The following is a 19,062-nucleotide window of genomic DNA, read 5'->3' as shown; positions in this document are numbered from 1 at the left end:
GGCAGCCTCCTTTCAACCGATAGTCGAGAGCTTCAGCAGATGCTTGAGATCGCGCAGCACATCCTGACCGCGTATGCCGGCGCCGTAGCGCAGCACCAGATTGCCGTGCGGATCGACGATCCACAGCCAGGTCGGCCCGGCAGACGGCGCTATCTGTCGGTAACGCTGCAGATCGAGCGGATAACGCTGCAAATGCGGGTACTCGCCCAGCCAGGCGCTGTCGTCTTGCGGCTCGCCGGCAGTGGCCAGCGCATGGCTGGCCCGCGCCGCCTCGCGGCCCAGGCCGACATTGATCTGCCGGGCCAGATACACCAGTTGCCGACACTCGGCCGCGCACGCCCCGGTGTCGGTGACCAACAGTTGCCAGCGGGTCTCTGTCGCCGCCACGCCCAGCTCGCGGCGGCCCTGGCCATTGCCGATCAGTTCGCCGTGCCAGGTGCGGCTGTCCGGCACCCAGAACTGCCAGCGGTACATGCAGGTGGCGAGGATCATCGGCGCAATGCACCCGGCCACCAGCAGCAACAGTTGCAGGCGCCCCGGCCGGCGCGAGCGTGGCGGCAGGGCGGTATTCATGCCGACCGGCCCTTGGTGACGTTGAACCCCAGATATAGATAAAGCCCCAGCAACGCAGCCGCCAGGCTGAACCACTGCACGGCATAGCCACTGTGAGTGTCGGGCGCCATATTGACCACCGGCCAGTCGACCCGATACGCCGCCGGCCCCGGCAGCAGGCGTAATTGATGGGCATAGCCGACGCGGCCCAGTTCACGCCAGAGCCGGGTCGGCTCCACCACCGTGATCAGGTGTGGCCAGCGTTCAGGCACGGCATCGGCCTGCAAACGAAAGCCCGGGCCGGGCGGCACATAGACCCAGGCCTGAATGTCCAGCAGCGTGTCGGGGGTGCTGAACAGCGGCGCCACCCGGCGATCCGGCCACGGCAGCCAGCCGCGATTGAGCAACACCCACATGCCGCTGAGCTGATCCTGCAACGGCTGCAGCAACTCGACACCGACCTGGCCCTGGCGGCTGCTGTTGTCCAGCAGCAGGCTGTGTTCGGCATCGACAACGCCTTGCACGTGGACGCGCCGCCAGGCCGGGTCGGCGACCTGCAACAGCTCGTCCAGCGTGCCGGGTACCATGATTTGGTGTTGGGCCTGCAAGGCAAGCAAATCACGCTTTTCCTGCGCCCGGTGCAGTTGCCACAGGCCCAGCAGGACCAGCGTCGGCAGCATGAAGACCAATAGAAGGGTCGGCAGCCAATGCACCGTGAAGCGCCTCACAGCACATACACAAAGACAAACAGCCCGATCCACACGACATCGACGAAATGCCAGTACCAGCTCGCGGCCTCAAAGCCGAACTGATGCCCGGCATCGAAATGCCCGCGCAGGATGCGCACCAGCATCACCAGCAGAATCAGCGCGCCGATGCTCACGTGCAAGCCATGAAAACCGGTGAGCATGAAGAACGTCGCGCCGTAGATCCCGGAGCCGAGGGTCAAGCCCAGCTCGTGGTAGGCGTGCCGGTACTCCATCACCTGCAAGGTCAGAAAACCCATGCCCAGCAGCACAGTGGTCGCCAGCCATAGTTTCAGCGCCAGGCGCTGGCCATGCTTGAGGGCACGATGTGCCAGGGCCAGGGTGATGCTGGAGCTGACCAGGAGCACGGTATTGATCAGCGGCAGTGTCCACGGGTCGATGATGCCCGTGGGTGCCGGGTAGCGTTTCGGGTCCGGGGTGTCGAGCATCGGCCACTGGTAGCGAAACTCCGGCCAGAGCATGTTGGAAATGCCGTTGCTGCCTTCGCCGCCCAGCCACGGGCCGGCCCAGTAGCGCAGATAAAACAGCATGCCGAAAAACGCTGCAAAGAACATGACTTCGGAAAAGATGAACCAGCCCATGCCCCAGCGAAACGAGCGGCTCATCTGTGCGCTGTACAACCCGGCGCGGCTTTCGCGAATCACCGTGCCGAACCAGCCGGCCATCATCCACGCCACCAGCAACATGCCGGACAGCACAAGCCAGGGGCCGAAAGACGCGGGGTGTCCTGCCTTGAGGTCATTGAACCAGGTGCCCAGGCCAAACATCGTGATCAACAGTGCCAACGTGCCGACGATGGGCCATTTGCTTTGTTCGGGAACGTAGTAACGCTCAGTGCTCATGGCACCTCCCGCAGGCCGTTGCCGACGGCGATGGTCGCTACCCGCGCCGCTGGCGGCTGGCGCGCGGTGATATCGAACAGGGTGTAGGCCAGGGTCAGTTGCCTGACATCCGCCGGCAGGTCGCGGTCGACGATAAAACGCACGGCCATTTCGATGCGCTCACCCGGTTGCAGCACCTGCTGGGTAAAGCAAAAGCACTCGGTCTTGTGAAACCAGGCCGCCGCCGTGCCCGGTGCGACGCTGGGCACGGCCTGGGCGGTCATGGCGTGGGCGCTGGAGTTTTGCGCGACAAACAGCATCTCGTTGACCGCGCCGGGATGCACGCGCAGCTCGCTGCTTTTGGGGTAGAACGCCCAGCTCATGCTGGCCGCATTGCTGGCGACAAACTGCACGCGCACCTGCCGCGTGTCGTCGATCACCTGCTCGCCCCGGTACGCGCCGCCGGTCTTGCCGTTGATGCCGAACGCCTGACACATCACTTCATATAAAGGCACCAGGGCAAAACCGAAGCCGAACATCGCTACCACGACCACCAGCAGCCGGATGACTACGCGCCTGACCGGGCGCATCACTTGACCTCCGGCGGCGTGGCAAAGGTGTGATAGGGCGCCGGCGACGGCAAACTCCACTCCAGGCCTTCGGCGCCGTCCCAGGGCTTGGCCGGGGCCGGCGCGCCGCCGCGAATGGTCTTGATGACGATAAACAGAAACAGCAATTGCGTGACCCCGAAGGTAAAGGCGCCGATCGAGGAGATCATGTTGAAGTTGGCAAATTGCAGGTTGTAGTCCGGCACCCGCCTCGGCATGCCGGCAAGACCAATGAAGTGCATGGGGAAGAACGCCAGGTTCATGCCGACGAATGACATCCAGAAATGCAGTTTGCCCAGGGTTTCGTCGTACATATGCCCGGTCCACTTGGGCAGCCAGTAGTAGGCCGAGGCAAAAATGCCGAAGATCGCCCCCGGCACCAGCACATAGTGAAAATGCGCAACCACGAAATAGGTGTCCTGGTACTGAAAGTCCGCCGGGGCGATAGCCAGCATCAGCCCCGAAAAACCGCCGATGCTGAACAGAATCACAAAGGCCACGGCAAACAGCATGGGTGTCTCGAAGGTCAGCGAGCCCTGCCACATGGTGCTCACCCAGTTGAACACCTTCACCCCGGTCGGCACCGCGATGAGCATGGTGGCGTACATGAAGAACAACTCGCCCATCAGCGGAATGCCGACCACGAACATGTGGTGCGCCCAGACCAGAAACGACAGCAGCGCAATCGCCGCCGTGGCATAGACCATCGAAGCGTAGCCAAACAGCGGCTTGCGCGAGAACGCCGGGATGATCGCGCTGACCGCGCCAAAGGCCGGCAGGATCATGATGTACACCTCCGGGTGGCCGAAAAACCAGAACACGTGCTGGAACAATAGCGGGTCGCCGCCGCCCCCGGCATCGAAGAAGCTGGTGCCGAAGTGGATGTCCATCAGCATCATGGTCACGCAACCGGCCAGCACCGGCATCACCGCGATCAGCAGGAAGGCGGTGATCAGCCAGGTCCAGACGAACAGCGGCATCTTCATCAGGGTCATGCCCGGCGCGCGCAGGTTGAGAATGGTCGCAATCACATTGATCGCCCCCATGATCGAGCTGATGCCAAGCATGTGGATGGCGAAAATAAAGAAGGTCACACTGGGCGGCGCATAGGTGGTCGACAGCGGCGCATAGAACGTCCAGCCGAAATTGGGTCCGCCACCGGGCATGAACAGCGTCGAGACCAGCAGCAGAAAGGCCGCTGGCAATATCCAGAAACTAAAATTGTTCATGCGTGGCAACGCCATGTCGGGCGCGCCGATCATCAGCGGGATCATCCAGTTGGCCAGCCCGACAAAGGCCGGCATCACCGCGCCGAAGACCATGATCAGGCCGTGCATCGTGGTCATCTGGTTGAAAAACGCCGGCTGCACGATCTGCAGGCCGGGCTGGAACAGCTCGGCACGGATCACCATGGCAAAGGTGCCACCAAGCAGGAACATGCAGAAGCTGAACCACAGGTACAGCGTGCCGATGTCCTTGTGATTGGTGGTCAGCACCCAGCGCATCAGGCCTTGGGCAGGGCCGTGGGCGGCGTCGGCATGTCCATGAGCGGTGATGGTCATTTCTGCCCCTGCTTGTAGGTCAGCACATCCTTGGGCAGCAGCATGTCGCCCATGTCGTTGCCCCACGCATTGCGCTCGAAGGTCACCACGGCGGCGATATCGACTTCCGACAATTGCTTGCCGAACGCGGCCATGGCCGTGCCCGGTTTGCCGTTGAAGACAATAGCGAGGTGCGCGTCCAGCGGGCCTTTGGCGATTTTCGAGCCCTTGAGCGCCGGGAACACCGGCGGCATGCCCTGGCCTTCAGGCTGATGGCAGGCGGCGCAAATGGTGTGATAGACCTTGTCGCCCTGGGCAATCAGCTCTTCGCGGGTCCATTCCTTGCTGGTCAGCTCCTTGAGCCGAGCGCCTTCGGCCTTGCGCCCGGCCAGCCAGGCCTGGTACTCGGCCTGGGGGCGGGCATCGACCACCACCGGCATGAAGCCATGATCCTTGCCGCACAGCTCGGTGCACTGGCCACGGTAGATGCCGGGCTTTTCGATACGCGTCCAGGCTTCGTTGACGAAGCCCGGAATGGCATCGCGCTTGACCGCAAAGGCCGGCACCCACCAGGAATGGATCACGTCGGCGCCGGTCACCAGAAAGCGGATTTTCTGCCCGACCGGCAACACCAGCGGCTGGTCGACCTCCAGCAGGTAATGCTCGCCCTTGTCGTCGTGGTTATTGATCTGCGTGGCGGGGGTCGTCAGGTTGCTGAAAAACTCGACGTCCTGGCCTATGTAGCGGTAATGCCATTTCCACTGGTAGCCAGTGACCTGCACATCGACCTGCGATTCGCTGTTGTCGTACATATGGATGAGCGTGCGGGTCGCCGGAATCGCCATGATCACCAGAATCAGGAAGGGCGCCACGGTCCAGAGGATCTCGATACGGGTGTTTTCATGAAAGCTGGCCGCCACGGGCCGGCGCGAGCGGCGATGGGCGAACATGCTCCAGCCCATCGCACCGAACACCACCAGGCCGATCACCACGCAGATCCAGAAGATGGTCATGTGCAGGCCATACACCGCCTGGCTGACCTCGGTGACACCGGGCGCCATGTTGACGGTCCAGGCCGCCTGCACCTGACCGCCGGTCGTCCACAGCACCGCCACGGCCGCGACCCTGGGCTGACGCATCATTCGGGGTACCCCCAAGACTCGTGAGTCTGCACAGGACCGGATGACCTGTACGCATGGGAGCGGCTTGCGGACTGCTGACTCGGGCCGATAAAAGGCCATCAGCCTGCTTCCTGCTCAGCAGTATAGACAGGCAAGAAGCGCCGCCCGGCAGCATCGGCCCAGCGGCTGAATGACAGTTGCGTGACTATTCAGGTTTTTTTTGACCGGCCGGCCATATAAAAACGAACCTGTTATGCCAAATCGGTCTTAGCAAATGTGTCAAGCGAGCTAAGGTATGTCATCCCATACACGTAGGAAAATTTGTCACACTTCGTTCGACCCAGTATTTGCAGGCCAGGACTGCAAAGATGGTCTTAAGAGGGCAGACCATTTCTTGCAGTTCATCATTAGAAAATAGTCAGGCCTATGCCTCAGGAGTCGCCATGAACATCGCTGCCTTGCGTGAGCAGATCCAGCGTGCCCAGCAACATGAAGCCCAGACCGGTCAATTGCTGCACCAGCTGGAAAGCCAGTTGCAGCATCTGCACCGCGCCATTCACTTGCCAGAAGGCGATGCTCATAACGCCCTGAACCGGTTTGTCTCGACCTATATCGAACACGTGCCCGATTTGCTCGAAGCCGCGCACAATGCGTCGATCGAGGCCGGTATCGAAGCGCAGATCAAACCGGTATTGCGTATTGCATCCCAGTTTTTCACCAGCCCGCCTTCAATCATGGACGGCCACGAAGGCCTGGACAGCCTGCTGGATGAGGCCTACCTGGCCCATCGGCTGGTCGAGGAAGTCAACGATCTGTACATCCGCCACCTGGGCCAGCCGCTGATTCCGTCGGACTCGACGGTGGCCAACGTCATCGCCCACCAGTTGATCGGCGAAGACTTCGCCAACCAGCTCGATGAAGCGGTGCACCTGGCGGTGCACGAGATGCTCGACGAAGAAATCTTTGCGCTGGAGTCGGTCGAGGCCTACCGCGAAAAACTCGCCAGCCCCGGCACGGAAGCGGCCTGGAAGCGCTGGCCGTGCCTGTCGATGCAGCAGGGCGTCGGCCTGGAACTGGCCGGCCTGACGCCCTCCGATCACGCCTAGGATGAAGCCTGGGCAGCGCCCGTGCCGATCCCGGTGGTGGTGCGCACCCGTCCTTCAAGACGCCGCTTCAGGCCACGCGGCTCGATGATCAGGCGTGTGCCCTGAGCGGCATTGGCCCGGCCCCATTCCTCAAGCAACTCAAGGCAGGAGTGGTCGATGTAGCTCAGGTTGCCCAGCGGCACATGCACGGTGCTGCCCTGTGGAATGCTGGCCAGCACCTTGGTCAGCGCCGGGACCTTGAGAAAGGTTGCCGCGCCGACCAGACGCAGTTCCAGTTCCTGGCTGTCTTGCAGCTGCACCAGGCTGATTTTCAGGCGTGCTGCCTTGAACGCCAGCTTGATCAGGGTCAGGGCAAAACCGATCAGTACGCCGGTCAACAGGTCGGTGAAGATGATCGCCGCCGCCGTTGCCGCATAGGTGAACATCGGCATCCGTCCGTAACGGCCCAGCCCCCGGAACGCCTTGAGATCGACCAGTTTGAAGCCGGTGTACACCAGCACACCGGCCAGGCTGGCCACCGGAATGCTTTGCAGCACGCTCGACAGCAGCAGGACGAACGCCAGCAGCCACAGGCCGTGGAAAATCGTCGACATGCGCGTGGTGGCACCGGCCTGCACGTTGGCCGAGCTGCGCACGATCACGCCAGTCATCGGCAAGGCGCCTACCAGACCACACAGCATATTGCCCACGCCTTGCGCACTCAGTTCCTTGTCGAAGTCGGAGCGCACGCCGCTGTGCATACGGTCCACCGCCGCCGCCGACAGCAGGGTCTCGGCGCTGGCAATGAACGCCACCGCAAAAGCGGCGATCAGCACGGCAGGGTCGGCCAGATTGACCAGATCACCGGGGCGCAGCCAGTCGATGGCCTCGCTGAGGTCGGCCGGCACCTCGACGCGCTTGACCTGCAAGGCCATGAACAGGCTGACCACCGTGGCGATGCCCACGCCCAGCAAGGCACCGGGCACAAAGCGCAGCGATTGCGGGCGCAGTTTTTCCCAGGTCCACATGATCGCGATGGTGCCCAGCCCCAACAGGCCGGCCTGCATGCCGCTGCCCGGCCCGATGGCCTGCACCAGGGTGGCCGGGAAGCCGATCAGGTTATCCAGCCCCGAAGGCTTGGGTCCGCTGTCGAACATCACATGTAACTGCGACAGCACAATCAGCACGCCGATACCGGCCAGCATGCCGTAGACCACCGCCGGTGCCGTGACCCGGAACCAGCAACCGAGCTTGAAACGCCCGGCCAGCACTTGCAGCAGACCCGCCAGCAGCAGAATCGGCCCGAGCATGGCCATGCCATGCTCGCGCACCAGCTCGAAAACCAGCACGGCAAGGCCGGCAGCCGGACCGCTGACCTGCAACGGCGAACCGGCAATGAAGCCGACCACCAGACCGCCGATGATGCCGGTGATCAGTCCCTTGGCCGGCGGCATGCCCGAAGCGATGGCGATGCCCATGCACAAGGGCAGGGCGACCAGAAAAACGACCACGGAAGCCAATAGCTCCCGTGGCAAGACAGATTTGATCGAGGTGTTGCCCTTGATGGCGGATGCGTCCATGACTGCTCTCTCCGGGTTTCTTCAGACGTGACAAAGCCTGACGCTGCGCCCGGGGCGCAGCGGTCATGCCGTGTTGAGGGGGGAATCAGCGTGCGGTGTTAGAAAAAGCGTGCCTTTGGCGTTGCCATCGGCGCAGGACCGTCGCCGTCCAGTGGACGGAATTTGTCCTGCTCGGCGTCGTAGGCCAGGATTTCACTGGTCTCGATGCTGTAGACCCAGCCATGAATCGACAACTGACCGCTGGCCAGCTTCGATGCAACCGAAGGGTGAGTGCGCAAATGCTGCAACTGGGCGATGACGTTTTCCTGGGTCAGGACACGCATGTTCTCGTGTTCTTCACCGCACGAGCAGTTGTCTTCGACCACCGTGCGCGCCACTTCGGCATGGCGCAGCCAGACTTTTACCGTCGGCATCTTGTCCAGCGTGTGCGGGTTGAGCACCGCACGCATGGCGCCGCAGTCGGAGTGGCCGCAGATGATGATGTGCTGCACACCCAAGGCCAGTACGGCGTACTCGATGGCGGTGGAAACACCGCCGTTCATCTGCCCGTAAGGCGGTACGACGTTACCGACGTTACGCGTCACGAACAGGTCGCCCGGAGAACTTTGGGTGATGAGTTCAGGCACGATGCGCGAATCGGCACAGGTGATGAACATGGCGCGTGGCTTCTGTGCAGTCGCCAGCTTTTTGAACAGTTCTTTCTGCTGGGGAAACACTTCATGACGAAACTGTATGAAGCCGTCCACGATATGTTTGAAAGCCTCTTGGGCCGTCTCCACCTCGGGCTGGGGACTGTCCGAGGGCTGATTTTCCCTGTCACTCATGTCGAATCCTCTCTGGCGGATTGATGTGGATTTTCATGCTTGTTGGTTTTCTGGCAATGCCTCGAAACAACTCGAAAAAAACGTACAGATCCGTTGCACGTGTCTGCGAAGGACATTCCTGACTGCAGACTAGCTATCAAAGCTTAAGTGAAACTGAATGCGACAGCTCTAGGACGCGGCTTTGGCAATAGCCTTGTGCCACATCGAACAACTATAGCAATGACATCTGACCACCCGGCGGGCAGAAAGAGTCACAGTCGAGCACAAAACTTTCCCGATTTTTAAGCCCCAGCCGCCTGGCGGCCAGGGCATAACGCTGGGCCAGTAACTCGGCGAATTGACCCTCGCCACGCATCCTCGATCCAAAGCGGCTGTCGTTGGTGGCGCCGTCACGGCTCTGGCGGATCAGGCTCATCACATGGGCAGCGCGCTGCGGGTAATGGGTGGCCAGCCACTCCTCGAACAACGGCGCAACCTCCAGCGGCAGGCGCAACAGAATATAGCTGGCACTCAGCGCACCGGCGGCCTTGGCCTCGGTCATCAGGGCTTCCAGCTCGCTGTCGTTGATCATCGGAATCATCGGCGCACAGATCACCCCCACCGGTATGCCGGCCTGACGCAACACCTTGATCGCCCGTAAACGCGCCTTGGGCGACGCGGCCCGTGGCTCAAGAATGCATTTGAGGGTGTCATCCAGTGTGGTCAGGCTGATGAACACCGACAGCAGGCGTTGGCGGGCCAGCTCGGCGAGCAGGTCCAGGTCGCGCAGAATCAGCGAGCCCTTGGTGATGATGGTCACCGGATGACGGTAGCGCAGCAACACCTCCAGTGTGGCACGGGTCAATTTGTGCTCACGCTCGATGGGCTGGTACGGATCGGTGTTGGCTCCAAGCGTGATCGGCGCGCAGCGGTAGCCAGGTTTAGACAGTTGCTGTTCCAGCAGGGCGGCAGCATTGGTCTTGGCGATCAGCCTGGTTTCGAAATCCAGACCCGGCGACATATCCCAATAGGCATGGCTGGGCCGCGCGTAGCAATAAATGCAGCCGTGCTCACAGCCACGATACGGGTTGATCGAGCGATCGAAGGGAATGTCTGGCGAGCTGTTGCGGGTAATGATGCTCTTGGCGGTCTCGAAAATGACCTCGGTGCCTTGAGTCAGCGGCGCTTCCTGATACCAGCCATCGTCCTCGACCACCGAACGATGCGGGGCGAAGCGGTTATGCGGATTGCTGGCCGTGCCGCGTCCACGGATGGGAGGAGATGAGGTCATGGGAAATGCCTTTGTACTGTTTTTATATACAGTACACGACAATCGATCATGATGCCCACTCATCCGACAACTGTCATTTCTGTCAGTAGACCTGATGACAAGGCAGGCATAACGTCGGCGGGCAGTCGTGCTCGGCTACCGAGTTTTCGTAACCCCCATTCAGAAACGAGGTGCAAGATGGCCAGCTATGAAGTGCGTTTATCGACCGAAGACCTTGAAGGCGACGACAGTCTGGAAGTGCTTGTCGAGTTTTATGAAGACAAGGAGCTTTCGTACGTGGCCTACGTGTCGTCTTCGAAAAAAGATGGTGTTCTGGATAAAGTCTCGGGAGACACCGATATCGATGGAGTTCAAGGTCACTCCGAGAAGGATGATGAAATCCTGATCGAGCTGGCCACTGCCTTCAAGAAGATCCGGCCTTGATACAGCGTTGACCCGGAGCCGTGTCGGCAAGGCTCCGGGTCAAACCTTCACTCAGCTCGGATCGACCGGCTTTTTCAGCTTCGGGTTCGGGAAGAACTGTACGCCCTGAACCTTCGGATTGGCCGGCTTGACCACCGGCTGGTTGACCCGTGTGCCCAATTCCTTGGGCACCGACAGCCCTTGCTCGTTGAGCGTGTCGCTGTAACCGCAGTTCACGCACTCGCGGTGCGGCACGCCGTCTTCGTTCCACATCTTCAGCTTGTCCGCTTCGCTGCACGCCGGGCACACGGCGCCGGCGATGAAGCGTTTCGGGGTGATCACCGGAGTGTCGCTCATGCCGCTTCCTCACTCAGGCCGCTATGGCGCAAGAGTGCGTCAATCGACGGCTCGCGTCCGCGAAAATCGACGAACAGCACCAGCGGCGCCTGCGAGCCACCGCGCGCCAGAATGGCTTCGCGGAAGGCCCGGCCGGTCTCGGCATTGAGCACGCCGTCTTCTTCGAATTTCGAGAAGGCATCGGCCGACAGCACTTCAGCCCACTTGTAGCTGTAGTAACCGGCCGCGTAGCCGCCGGCGAAGATGTGCGCAAAGCCGTTGGCGAAGCGGTTGTAGGCGGGCGGACGCATGACCGAGACTTCGTCGCGGATGCCTTCGATCACTTGCTGCACGCTGCGGCCGTCGCCATGAGTGGCGTGCAGCTCGAAGTCGAACAGCGAGAATTCCAGCTGGCGAACCATCATCAGTCCGGACTGGAAGTTCTTCGCCGCCAGCATTTTTTCCAGCAGGTCCTGTGGCAGCGGCTCGCCGGTTTCGTAATGGCCAGAGATCAGCGCCAGGCCTTCGGGCTCCCAGCACCAGTTTTCCATGAACTGGCTCGGCAGCTCGACCGCATCCCAGGCCACGCCGTTGATGCCCGAGACACCGGCGTGCTCGATGCGGGTCAGCAGGTGGTGCAGGCCATGGCCGAACTCGTGGAACAGCGTGGTGACTTCATCGTGGGTCAGCAGCGCAGGCTTGCCGGGGGACGCCGGGGTGAAGTTGCACACCAGGTTGGCCACCGGGCTCTGCAGCTGGCCGTCCAGGGTACGGCGACGGTCGCGGGCACCGTCCATCCAGGCCCCGCCACGCTTGTTGGCGCGGGCGTACAGGTCGAAGTAGAAGCGCCCGACGTGCTGGCCGTTTTCCTTGATCTCGAACAGACGAACGTCCGGGTGCCAGGTGTCGAAGCCGGTCAGCTCGGCAATCTCGATGCCGTACAGGCGCTGAACGATGGCGAACAGGCCGCTGAGCACCTTGTCGATCGGGAAGTACACGCGCAGCACTTCCTGCGAAACGCTGTAGCGCTGCTCGCGCAGTTTCTCGCCGTAGTAGCCGCTGTCCCAGCTTTTCAGGTCCGGGCAGCCCTGTTCGGCGGCATAGGCCTTGAGCTGCTCCAGGTCTTGCGCGGCAAACGGCTTGCTGCGCTTGGCCAGGTCACGCAAAAAACTCAGCACCTGATCGCTGGACTCGGCCATCTTGGTCGCCAGACTCAACTCTGCAAAGTTGGCGAAACCCAACAGACCGGCCAGTTCCTGACGCAGGTCGAGCAACTGCTCCATCACCGGGCCGTTGTCGTTCTGCCCGGCATTCGGGCCTTGATCGGAGGCGCGGGTGCAGTAGGCGGTGTACAGCTCTTCGCGCAGGGCACGGTCGTTGGCGTAGGTCATCACCGCGTAGTAGCTGGGGAATTCCAGGGTGATCAGATAGCCGTCCAGGTCCTTGGCTTTCGCTGCGGCAGCCATCTGGGCGATGGCCGACTCAGGCAGGCCATCGAGCGCGGAGGCATCGCTGACCAGTTTGGTCCAGGCCTGGGTGGCGTCGAGCAACTGGTTGGAGAACTGACTGCCCAGCTCCGACAGCTTGCTTTGCACATCGGCGTAGCGCTTCTGTTGCTCGGGCGGCAGGTCGATGCCCGACAGGCGGAAATCGCGCAGCGAGTTTTCCAGAATGGTCTTCTGGCCGATATCGAAACCGGCCGCTTCGGGGCTTGCCGCCAGCGCCTCATAGGCCTGGAACAGCGCGCGGTTCTGGCCCATTTCGGTGGAGTAGGCGCTCAACGCCGGCAGGCACGATTCATAGGCTTCGCGCAGTTCTGCACTGTTGCACACCGAATTGAGGTGGCGCACCGGGCTCCAGGCAGCGCCCAGGCGGCTGTCGAGTTCATCGAGGGCCAGGATCAGGCCGGCCCAGTCGGGCGTGTTGCCTTGGCGGGCAAGGATATCGGCGATGGCAACGCGGTTCTCGGCGAGGATCTGCTCGATGGCCGGTTTCACATGTTCGGCACGGATCGCCGAGAAGGGCGGCAGGTCGTACGGTTGCACAAGAGGGTTGTTCGCGCTCACGTTTTGCACCTTGGCAGGAAGAAACACTGAGCCATCTTAATTACAATCACCGCCGTGCGCAGCACCCAAACCTTGATGACCGCTCTATTACCGGTAAAGAAGGAAGCTATCGTGGCCATTCGCAAGTTCCAGAACCATACGCCGATCCTTGGCGAACGTGCCTTTGTCGACCGCTCGGCGGTGGTGCTGGGTGATGTCGAGATCGGCGCCGACAGCTCGGTCTGGCCGCTGACCGTGATTCGCGGCGACATGCACCGCATCCGCATCGGCGCCCGCACCAGCGTGCAGGACGCCAGCGTGCTGCACATCACCCACGCAGGACCCTTCAACCCGGACGGTTTCCCGCTGCTGATCGGCGATGAAGTCACCATCGGCCACCAGTGCATGCTGCACGGCTGCGTGATCGGCAACCGGATTCTGGTCGGCATGGGCACCACGGTGATGGATGGCGCGGTGGTTGAAGACAACGTGATTATCGGCGCCGGCAGCCTGGTGCCGCCGGGCAAGGTGCTCGAAAGCGGCTTTCTGTATGTCGGGCGGCCGGTGAAGCAGGTGCGGGCATTGACCGAGAAAGAGATCGCCTTCTTTCCTTACAGCGCGGCCAATTACGTGAAGCTCAAGGACCAGCATCTGGCCGAGGGTTACGATCAGATCTGAAGCAGGTTCATCGACATCCCCGTAGGAGCGGCTTTAGCCGCGAAAGGCAGCACCGCGAAACTATGCGGTGCCTGGTTCCCGACTAAAGTCGGTCCTACGCAAACGTATTCACGGGCACTCATCAATGCATCAGCAAAATATTCTGTTCGACCTCGACGGCACCCTGACCGACCCGCGCCTGGGCATCACCCGTTCGATCCAGTTTGCCCTGGGCAAGCTGGGCATCGATGAGCCGGACATCACTAAACTTGAGCACTTCATCGGCCCGCCGCTGTTGCAGGCGTTCATGAAGTTCTACGACATGGACGAAGCGCGGGCCTGGGAAGCGGTGGGCTTTTATCGCGAACGCTTCAAGGTCACCGGGCTGTATGAAAATCAGGTGTTCGACGGCATTCCACAATTGCTCGACACCCTGAGCGGCCAGGGCCGCACCTTGTATGTCGCCACCTCCAAGCCCTGGGAATTCGCCCGTGAAATCGCCCGGCATTTCGACTTTGCCCGTTACTTCAAAGTGATTTACGGCAGCGAACTGGATGGCACGCGCAGCGACAAAGTCGAACTGATCGCGTATTTGCTGGCCGAAGAAAAGCTCGATCCGCAGCAGACCCTTATGATCGGCGACCGCAAGCACGACCTGATTGGCGGCCGGCGTAACGGGCTGCAAGTGGCGGCGGTGGAGTACGGGTTTGGCGGTTCGGCAGAGCTGGACGCCGAGGCCCCGGAATACCGGTTTGCCACGGTGGCCGATTTGCATAAGGCATTTGCCGCTGTGTAACCGTCAGGGCATCAATGCTTGCAACGCAGCCTGGCGTTGGGGCATGGGCAATTTGCCTAGCTGCTCGACACGCTGGTAAAACGTTGGCCAGTCGCCGCTCACCTGCGCGAACAAGGCCGCAAATGCCGGTACCCATTGGTCATACAGACCGAAGGGCAGCAGTTTGGCGTTGTTCATCGGTGCGTCGATCCAGGCGTCGAAGCGTTTGTCGCCCGGCCAGCGCTGGTCGCGCAGCGTGCGGTACTCGCGGCGCAGGCGCTCGAATTCGGCGGCTTTGCGTTGGCGCATCTCGGGCGCGGGCAGCGTTTGGGCATAGAGTGCGCGCAGGCGTTGGCGGGTTTCAAGAACCACAGCCGTCAGGGCATCGCGCTGCGCGCTGCGGGTGTCTTCCTGCGCCGGCAGACCACGGGCGGCGCGCCACTGGCGGGCGCCTTGCTGCTCGACGAAGCTGGCGTAAGACTCGTTGAACGCGGTGTCGTCCTGCACATAAAACCGTTGGTGCGCCAGTTCATGAAAGATCAGCGCTGCCAGACGCTCATCGCCCCAGCCGAGCATGGTGTTGAGGATCGGGTCGTCGAACCAGCCCAGCGTCGAATACGCTTCGATCCCGGCCACATACACATCCTGGCCGGCCTGGCGCTGCAAGGCCGCCGCACCGCGTGCACCGCCCACGCTGTAGTAACCGCGATAGGCCACGCAGCCGGCAATCGGAAAACAGTGGGTCACCGGCTCCAGCGAGAACTCCTGGGTGGCAAACACGTTCCATACCACGTAAGGCCGGCCGATATCGGCGTATTTGCGGTAGCTCTGGTTATCCGGCAGGTGCAATTGCTCGCTGGCAAAGCGCCGCGCCTGTTGCGCCTGGGCCAGATGCTGACGCAGCACCGGGTCGCGGGCCGGGTCGACGATAACATCGGCCACCGCTTCGCGGGCCTGCAACAGCTGTAATTGCCCGGCGGCCAATTGCTGGTAATAGGAAAGACTGGAACAACCGCCCAGCAGCAACAGCGCCAGGATGGGCAAACCGCGCCACAGACGTAAAACATCGGGTGCTGACATAAACGGCCTTGAGAAATGAAGACACCATGTCCGGCAGGACATCGACACACGAGGCCATTATGATCGCGTCATGTTCATCAGGAGCCTGCCATGCGCTCGATAATACCGATTCTCGCCCTCGGCCTGCTGGCTGGATGCGCCGGCCCCTTGCCCAGTCATGATGCGGGGCAGGCCTGGGTCGACCTTACTACCACGACCGGCAAGCTGGTGATGGCCGACAAGCTCGATGGCCAGCGCACCTATGACGGGCGTTATTTTCAGGTGACACCGGGCAAGCATAAGCTGCAGGTGCGCTTCGATTATGAGTATCGGTCAGGCTCGGCGCTGGGCATGTTCAGTGACGATCTGGCCGAGATCACCTGTTTCATCCAGGTTGACTACGACCACTTCAAGGCCGGTGAGCGTTATCGCCTGGAAGCTCGCACGTTTGCCAACGACATCGAGGTCCGGCTGTACGACGCGCAACGTCAGGTGGTTGCCCGCGAAGGGCATATTCAGTGCATCTGATCAGCGATGACTTTTTTCAACGATCACTTTTTTTCAACGATCGTTATTCTGATAAATGATTTTCTTGGTGCCGTACTCGCAACTGCCAACGACCATGTTCTGGTCGCGAACCTCGTCGTTGGTGACGATTTCAAGCGTGTAAGAGGCGACGTTGTTGGCCTGGATCCTGGCCTCGATTTCATCCTTGAGTTCATCGCAGGACTTCGGTGCCGCCAGGGCACCGCTGGCTAACAGAGAGCAGGTCAGCGCGACAGTCAGACGTTTCATCTTTCGATTCCTTCGCCAAAACGACAATTGACCAGCAGGCGGCCCGGATTCCAGCGCGGGCCGCTACCGGCACCCGTCAGAGCAGGGTGGCTTCCAGGGTGATATTGGCGTTGAGCACCTTGGACACCGGGCAGCCTTCTTTGGCATTGGTGGTCAGCTCTTCGAATCTGGCCGCGTCGATATTCGGCACCCTGGCCTTGAGGACCAGGTGAATATCGGTAATCGCGAAACCGCCATCGACCTGATTGAGGGTGACCTGCGCCTGGGTGTCGATGCTGTCGGCGGTGAAACCGGCGTCACCGAGGATCATCGACAGGGCCATGGAGAAGCAGCCGGCATGCGCAGCACCGATCAGCTCTTCAGGGTTGGTGCCCTTGCCGCCTTCAAAGCGGGCGGTGAAACCGTAAGGCGCTTCACGCAGCACGCCGGTTTCGGTAGAGATGTGACCGACGCCTTTTTTCAGATCACCTTCCCAGTGGGCGGATGCTTTCTTGACGATGCTCATGGTGTCTCCTTGTGAAAGGTCAGGATGTTTCGTGCAGTACAAGGTTTCTGAGGATAGCTCGCGCGCTAAAGTTCAACCGACAATAAATCCGACCAATTAAGTAGGAAATTTCAGCGCGCGGCATTGAAAAGGGCGTTGGCCACCCTCATTCCTGTATTCATTACGGGCGCATGCCCGCCCATTTCAAGGAGCTGCCCGGCCTATGAAACGCTTGTCCGATATCGAGATTTCCACCCTTGACCTGGTGCCGGTGCGCCAGGACAAAGGCCCCGCCGATGCCCTGCATCGCTCGCTGGACCTGGCCCGTCATGTCGAGAAACTTGGCTACAACCGCTTCTGGGTCGCCGAACACCACAACATGGACGGCATCGCCAGCTCGGCCACCTCGGTGCTGCTTGGCTATCTGGCAGGCGGTACCTCGACGATTCGCGTGGGTGCCGGCGGCATCATGCTGCCCAACCATGCGCCGCTGGTGATTGCCGAGCAGTTCGGCACCCTGGCCAGCCTGTACCCGGGCCGCATCGACCTGGGCCTGGGCCGCGCGCCGGGCTCGGACCAGATGACCGCCCGGGCGCTGCGCCGCGAGCGTTCCGGCAGCGCCGATGACTTTCCCGATGACGTTGAGGAACTGGTCGCCTACCTGGGACCGCGTACGCCAGAACAACGGGTGATTGCCGTGCCGGGTTATGGCACCGAAGTGCCGATCTGGCTGCTCGGTTCAAGCCTGTTCAGTGCGCAACTGGCCGGTATGCGCGGCCTGCCGTACGCCTTTGCCTCGCACTTTGCGCCGCGCTATATGCACGAGGCGATTCGCGTGTACCGCAACCACTTCAAGCCCTCTGCGGTACTCGACAAGCCGTATGTCATGCTGGGTGTGCCGCTGGTGGCGGCCGACACCGACGAGCAGGCCGACTACCTGGCGACCTCGGTGCAACAGCGCATTCTGGCGCTGATGCGCGGCCACAGCCTGGTGCAACGCCCGCCGGTGCCGTCGATGGAAGGTTTGTGGCTGCCGCACGAGAAAGAAGCAGTGGCGAGTTTCCTCGGCCTGGCCGTAGTGGGCGGCCCGGAGAAGGTCAAAGCCAGACTGGAGGTGTTGCTGGAGCAGACCGGCGCCGATGAATTGATCTTCACCTGCGACCTGTATGAACACGCCGACCGGCTACGTTCGTTCGAGATTCTGGCGCAAGTCGCCAAGGGCTAAGCTGTCGCAGGAGCGGCTTTAGCCGCTCCTGCGGAAATAATCAGCCACGCGAATAAACAATTTCCTTGGTGTCGCCTTCACAGCTGCCGACCACTTGATGGTCGGCGGCGCTGCCTTTTTCGACCACTTCCAGGGTATAGGACGTCACGCCCTTGGCCTGGAGCTTGGCGTCGATTTCGGCTTTCAGTTCTTCGCACGGCTTGCCTGCCGCCATGGCAGTGCCTGCAAGACTCAACAACCCTACAGCCAGTATGAATCGCTTCATCGGTACATCTCCCCATCCGGTTGTACTGCACGATACCCGCCTGCGGGCTTCACGGAATATGGCAGTGAGCCAGTCTGAAGGTTCAGTCGCCGACTCACCCGGCTGTCATTCAGCTAATCAGCTTTTGGCAATGCGAAAACCGACCTTGATGGTCACCTGAAAGTGCGCGACCTTGCCGTTTTCGATATGGCCGCGAGTCTCGGTGACTTCGAACCATTCCAGATGGGTCAGGGTCTTGCTGGCTTCGGCGAGGGCGTTGTTGATCGCGTCTTCGATGGAGGTGGTCGACGAGCCGATCAGCTCGACTTTCTTGTACGTGCGATGGTCACTCATGGGCAGTTCTCCTTAAAGGTCGTTAACGAGCGTAGCAGTGATAACGCTCCCTGCATCTGTGTGGAAAAGCCGCGCAAAAGTTCAGCGCAGTGCAAATGTCACTGCACTTTCCGAAAACCCTGTAGTCGGAACCAACACACATCATTCATCACTGCAGGAGAAACACCATGGCTAGTTCGTCACTCCGTAAGGCTTCGCTGCAAAGCGTGGAAGCAGAGATCGAGAGCCTGCTCAAGTCGCTCGAAGGCTTGAAAAACGACGCTTCCGATGAGTCGAGCAAGACCCTCAAGAGCCTCAAGGCCAGCGCCGAGCGCGCCCTGGGCCACTCGCGCGGTCTGATCAGCGACCTGGGCGAGGTGTATGAGGACGTCAAAGTCAAAACCAAAGAAAACGCCCTCGCTACCCGCGACTACGCCCAGGATCATCCATGGACCACCGCCGGTGTGGCGGTTGGCGCGCTGGGCCTGCTGGCCGCTTACCTGCTGTTCAAGCGCGGCGACTGATTCAGCCGGCTCCT

Annotated in this window: 23 protein-coding genes; 7 read left to right on the top strand and 16 right to left on the bottom strand. The window is 61.2% G+C overall.

The genetic code is table 11. From position 1 onward, the window contains the following. Positions 1-12: 12 nt before the first annotated feature. From ACYP2A_RS14960 to coxB, 6 genes are read right to left on the bottom strand one after another with little or no spacing between them, the layout of a single operon-like run. Positions 13-573, bottom strand: a complete 561-nt coding sequence (locus ACYP2A_RS14960) for a hypothetical protein (protein WP_459746064.1) — start codon at positions 571-573, stop codon at positions 13-15. Then, positions 570-1,280 (bottom strand): SURF1 family protein, encoded by a 711-nt coding sequence (locus tag ACYP2A_RS14955; protein ID WP_459746061.1) that lies wholly within the window; start codon positions 1,278-1,280, stop codon positions 570-572. Before ACYP2A_RS14955 ends, ACYP2A_RS14960 begins: the two co-directional genes overlap by 4 nt. Continuing rightward, entirely contained in the window at positions 1,277-2,161 is an 885-nt protein-coding gene (locus tag ACYP2A_RS14950) for a cytochrome c oxidase subunit 3 (RefSeq protein ID WP_459746059.1), read from the bottom strand. The genes ACYP2A_RS14955 and ACYP2A_RS14950 overlap by 4 nt, the downstream gene beginning before the upstream one ends. Beyond that, a complete protein-coding gene (locus tag ACYP2A_RS14945) occupies positions 2,158-2,730 on the bottom strand; it encodes a cytochrome c oxidase assembly protein (protein ID WP_459746058.1) in 573 nt (190 codons plus the stop codon). The genes ACYP2A_RS14950 and ACYP2A_RS14945 overlap by 4 nt, the downstream gene beginning before the upstream one ends. Next, positions 2,730-4,310: a cytochrome c oxidase subunit I gene (ctaD, locus tag ACYP2A_RS14940; RefSeq protein ID WP_459746056.1), complete on the bottom strand. Its 1,581-nt coding sequence runs from the start codon at positions 4,308-4,310 to the stop codon at positions 2,730-2,732. The genes ACYP2A_RS14945 and ctaD overlap by 1 nt, the downstream gene beginning before the upstream one ends. Beyond that, complete coding sequence (gene coxB, locus ACYP2A_RS14935; RefSeq protein ID WP_459746055.1) at positions 4,307-5,431, bottom strand: cytochrome c oxidase subunit II; 1,125 nt, start codon at positions 5,429-5,431, stop codon at positions 4,307-4,309. The genes ctaD and coxB overlap by 4 nt, the downstream gene beginning before the upstream one ends. A 422-nt stretch (positions 5,432-5,853) precedes the next feature. On the opposite strand from coxB, the gene ACYP2A_RS14930 reads away from it, so the two are divergent. After that, positions 5,854-6,516 carry a hypothetical protein gene (locus ACYP2A_RS14930; protein WP_459746053.1) on the top strand — a complete coding sequence of 221 codons (663 nt, stop codon included), beginning with the start codon at positions 5,854-5,856 and terminating at the stop codon, positions 6,514-6,516. Here ACYP2A_RS14930 and ACYP2A_RS14925 read toward each other — a convergent pair. From ACYP2A_RS14925 to ACYP2A_RS14915, 3 genes are all read right to left on the bottom strand, one after another. Beyond that, a complete protein-coding gene (locus ACYP2A_RS14925) occupies positions 6,513-8,075 on the bottom strand; it encodes a SulP family inorganic anion transporter (protein WP_459746052.1) in 1,563 nt (520 codons plus the stop codon). The genes ACYP2A_RS14930 and ACYP2A_RS14925 overlap by 4 nt on opposite strands. Positions 8,076-8,173: 98 nt before the next feature. Then, positions 8,174-8,899: a carbonic anhydrase gene (locus tag ACYP2A_RS14920; protein ID WP_459746050.1), complete on the bottom strand. Its 726-nt coding sequence runs from the start codon at positions 8,897-8,899 to the stop codon at positions 8,174-8,176. A gap of 211 nt (positions 8,900-9,110) precedes the next feature. Continuing rightward, positions 9,111-10,169: a PA0069 family radical SAM protein gene (locus ACYP2A_RS14915; RefSeq protein WP_459746049.1), complete on the bottom strand. Its 1,059-nt coding sequence runs from the start codon at positions 10,167-10,169 to the stop codon at positions 9,111-9,113. A 177-nt stretch (positions 10,170-10,346) separates the two neighbouring features. Between ACYP2A_RS14915 and ACYP2A_RS14910 the strand changes: the two genes are divergently transcribed. After that, complete coding sequence (locus ACYP2A_RS14910) at positions 10,347-10,592, top strand: hypothetical protein (RefSeq protein ID WP_459746047.1); 246 nt, start codon at positions 10,347-10,349, stop codon at positions 10,590-10,592. A gap of 51 nt (positions 10,593-10,643) precedes the next feature. Here the strand turns inward: ACYP2A_RS14910 and ACYP2A_RS14905 are convergent, their stop codons facing one another. Both ACYP2A_RS14905 and prlC read right to left on the bottom strand, forming a co-directional pair. After that, positions 10,644-10,928, bottom strand: a complete 285-nt coding sequence (locus ACYP2A_RS14905) for a YheV family putative zinc ribbon protein (RefSeq protein WP_459746044.1) — start codon at positions 10,926-10,928, stop codon at positions 10,644-10,646. Continuing rightward, positions 10,925-12,973: an oligopeptidase A gene (prlC, locus tag ACYP2A_RS14900; RefSeq protein ID WP_459746042.1), complete on the bottom strand. Its 2,049-nt coding sequence runs from the start codon at positions 12,971-12,973 to the stop codon at positions 10,925-10,927. The genes ACYP2A_RS14905 and prlC overlap by 4 nt, the downstream gene beginning before the upstream one ends. A 111-nt stretch (positions 12,974-13,084) precedes the next feature. Here prlC and ACYP2A_RS14895 point away from each other — a divergent pair, with 111 nt between their 5' ends. Together ACYP2A_RS14895 and ACYP2A_RS14890 are read left to right on the top strand one after the other, a co-directional pair. Next, the gene (locus ACYP2A_RS14895) at positions 13,085-13,630 is read left to right on the top strand and encodes a gamma carbonic anhydrase family protein (protein ID WP_459746041.1); all 546 of its coding nucleotides are present in this window, start codon (positions 13,085-13,087) and stop codon (positions 13,628-13,630) included. A gap of 124 nt (positions 13,631-13,754) precedes the next feature. Next, positions 13,755-14,405 carry an HAD family hydrolase gene (locus tag ACYP2A_RS14890; protein ID WP_459746039.1) on the top strand — a complete coding sequence of 217 codons (651 nt, stop codon included), beginning with the start codon at positions 13,755-13,757 and terminating at the stop codon, positions 14,403-14,405. 3 nt (positions 14,406-14,408) lie between these two features. Here ACYP2A_RS14890 and ACYP2A_RS14885 read toward each other — a convergent pair whose 3' ends face one another. Further along, complete coding sequence (locus tag ACYP2A_RS14885; protein ID WP_459746038.1) at positions 14,409-15,464, bottom strand: aminopeptidase; 1,056 nt, start codon at positions 15,462-15,464, stop codon at positions 14,409-14,411. 90 nt (positions 15,465-15,554) lie between these two features. Here ACYP2A_RS14885 and ACYP2A_RS14880 point away from each other — a divergent pair, with 90 nt between their 5' ends. Further along, positions 15,555-15,971 (top strand): PA0061/PA0062 family lipoprotein, encoded by a 417-nt coding sequence (locus ACYP2A_RS14880; protein ID WP_459746037.1) that lies wholly within the window; start codon positions 15,555-15,557, stop codon positions 15,969-15,971. A 33-nt stretch (positions 15,972-16,004) separates the two neighbouring features. On the opposite strand, the gene ACYP2A_RS14875 is transcribed toward ACYP2A_RS14880, so the two are convergent. Together ACYP2A_RS14875 and ACYP2A_RS14870 are read right to left on the bottom strand one after the other, a co-directional pair. Next, complete coding sequence (locus ACYP2A_RS14875) at positions 16,005-16,238, bottom strand: DUF1161 domain-containing protein (protein ID WP_459746036.1); 234 nt, start codon at positions 16,236-16,238, stop codon at positions 16,005-16,007. A gap of 76 nt (positions 16,239-16,314) precedes the next feature. Continuing rightward, the gene (locus tag ACYP2A_RS14870) at positions 16,315-16,743 is read right to left on the bottom strand and encodes an OsmC family protein (RefSeq protein ID WP_459746035.1); all 429 of its coding nucleotides are present in this window, start codon (positions 16,741-16,743) and stop codon (positions 16,315-16,317) included. Positions 16,744-16,945: 202 nt separating this feature from the next. Here ACYP2A_RS14870 and ACYP2A_RS14865 point away from each other — a divergent pair, with 202 nt between their 5' ends. Continuing rightward, on the top strand, positions 16,946-17,947 hold the full coding sequence (locus tag ACYP2A_RS14865) for an LLM class flavin-dependent oxidoreductase (protein ID WP_459746034.1): 1,002 nt from the start codon (positions 16,946-16,948) through the stop codon (positions 17,945-17,947). Between the two features lie 40 nt (positions 17,948-17,987). Here ACYP2A_RS14865 and ACYP2A_RS14860 read toward each other — a convergent pair whose 3' ends face one another. Both ACYP2A_RS14860 and ACYP2A_RS14855 read right to left on the bottom strand, forming a co-directional pair. After that, positions 17,988-18,212 carry a DUF1161 domain-containing protein gene (locus ACYP2A_RS14860; RefSeq protein ID WP_459746032.1) on the bottom strand — a complete coding sequence of 75 codons (225 nt, stop codon included), beginning with the start codon at positions 18,210-18,212 and terminating at the stop codon, positions 17,988-17,990. A gap of 117 nt (positions 18,213-18,329) precedes the next feature. Continuing rightward, on the bottom strand, positions 18,330-18,545 hold the full coding sequence (locus ACYP2A_RS14855; protein WP_459746031.1) for a dodecin: 216 nt from the start codon (positions 18,543-18,545) through the stop codon (positions 18,330-18,332). A gap of 167 nt (positions 18,546-18,712) precedes the next feature. On the opposite strand from ACYP2A_RS14855, the gene ACYP2A_RS14850 reads away from it, so the two are divergent. Further along, positions 18,713-19,048 (top strand): ElaB/YgaM/YqjD family protein, encoded by a 336-nt coding sequence (locus ACYP2A_RS14850; protein ID WP_459746030.1) that lies wholly within the window; start codon positions 18,713-18,715, stop codon positions 19,046-19,048. Positions 19,049-19,062: the final 14 nt, after the last annotated feature.

The organism is Pseudomonas sp. 3A(2025) (assembly GCF_054589175.1).
The sequence above is the reverse complement of the archived record's forward strand: the minus strand, read 5'-3'. Positions and strand labels throughout refer to the sequence as shown.

Excerpts from the sequence above, each read along its gene's own strand:
- ACYP2A_RS14960 (WP_459746064.1), bottom strand. The coding sequence starts at position 573 with ATGAATACCGCCCTGCCGCCACGCTCGCGCCGGCCGGGGCGCCTGCAA.
- ACYP2A_RS14950 (WP_459746059.1), bottom strand. The coding sequence starts at position 2,161 with ATGAGCACTGAGCGTTACTACGTTCCCGAACAAAGCAAATGGCCCATC.
- ACYP2A_RS14945 (WP_459746058.1), bottom strand. The coding sequence starts at position 2,730 with ATGCGCCCGGTCAGGCGCGTAGTCATCCGGCTGCTGGTGGTCGTGGTA.
- ctaD (WP_459746056.1), bottom strand. The coding sequence starts at position 4,310 with ATGACCATCACCGCTCATGGACATGCCGACGCCGCCCACGGCCCTGCC.
- coxB (WP_459746055.1), bottom strand. The coding sequence starts at position 5,431 with ATGATGCGTCAGCCCAGGGTCGCGGCCGTGGCGGTGCTGTGGACGACC.
- ACYP2A_RS14930 (WP_459746053.1), top strand. The coding sequence starts at position 5,854 with ATGAACATCGCTGCCTTGCGTGAGCAGATCCAGCGTGCCCAGCAACAT.
- ACYP2A_RS14925 (WP_459746052.1), bottom strand. The coding sequence starts at position 8,075 with ATGGACGCATCCGCCATCAAGGGCAACACCTCGATCAAATCTGTCTTG.
- ACYP2A_RS14920 (WP_459746050.1), bottom strand. The coding sequence starts at position 8,899 with ATGAGTGACAGGGAAAATCAGCCCTCGGACAGTCCCCAGCCCGAGGTG.
- ACYP2A_RS14915 (WP_459746049.1), bottom strand. The coding sequence starts at position 10,169 with ATGACCTCATCTCCTCCCATCCGTGGACGCGGCACGGCCAGCAATCCG.
- ACYP2A_RS14910 (WP_459746047.1), top strand. The coding sequence starts at position 10,347 with ATGGCCAGCTATGAAGTGCGTTTATCGACCGAAGACCTTGAAGGCGAC.
- ACYP2A_RS14905 (WP_459746044.1), bottom strand. The coding sequence starts at position 10,928 with ATGAGCGACACTCCGGTGATCACCCCGAAACGCTTCATCGCCGGCGCC.
- ACYP2A_RS14890 (WP_459746039.1), top strand. The coding sequence starts at position 13,755 with ATGCATCAGCAAAATATTCTGTTCGACCTCGACGGCACCCTGACCGAC.
- ACYP2A_RS14885 (WP_459746038.1), bottom strand. The coding sequence starts at position 15,464 with ATGTCAGCACCCGATGTTTTACGTCTGTGGCGCGGTTTGCCCATCCTG.
- ACYP2A_RS14880 (WP_459746037.1), top strand. The coding sequence starts at position 15,555 with ATGCGCTCGATAATACCGATTCTCGCCCTCGGCCTGCTGGCTGGATGC.
- ACYP2A_RS14875 (WP_459746036.1), bottom strand. The coding sequence starts at position 16,238 with ATGAAACGTCTGACTGTCGCGCTGACCTGCTCTCTGTTAGCCAGCGGT.
- ACYP2A_RS14870 (WP_459746035.1), bottom strand. The coding sequence starts at position 16,743 with ATGAGCATCGTCAAGAAAGCATCCGCCCACTGGGAAGGTGATCTGAAA.
- ACYP2A_RS14865 (WP_459746034.1), top strand. The coding sequence starts at position 16,946 with ATGAAACGCTTGTCCGATATCGAGATTTCCACCCTTGACCTGGTGCCG.
- ACYP2A_RS14860 (WP_459746032.1), bottom strand. The coding sequence starts at position 18,212 with ATGAAGCGATTCATACTGGCTGTAGGGTTGTTGAGTCTTGCAGGCACT.
- ACYP2A_RS14855 (WP_459746031.1), bottom strand. The coding sequence starts at position 18,545 with ATGAGTGACCATCGCACGTACAAGAAAGTCGAGCTGATCGGCTCGTCG.
- ACYP2A_RS14850 (WP_459746030.1), top strand. The coding sequence starts at position 18,713 with ATGGCTAGTTCGTCACTCCGTAAGGCTTCGCTGCAAAGCGTGGAAGCA.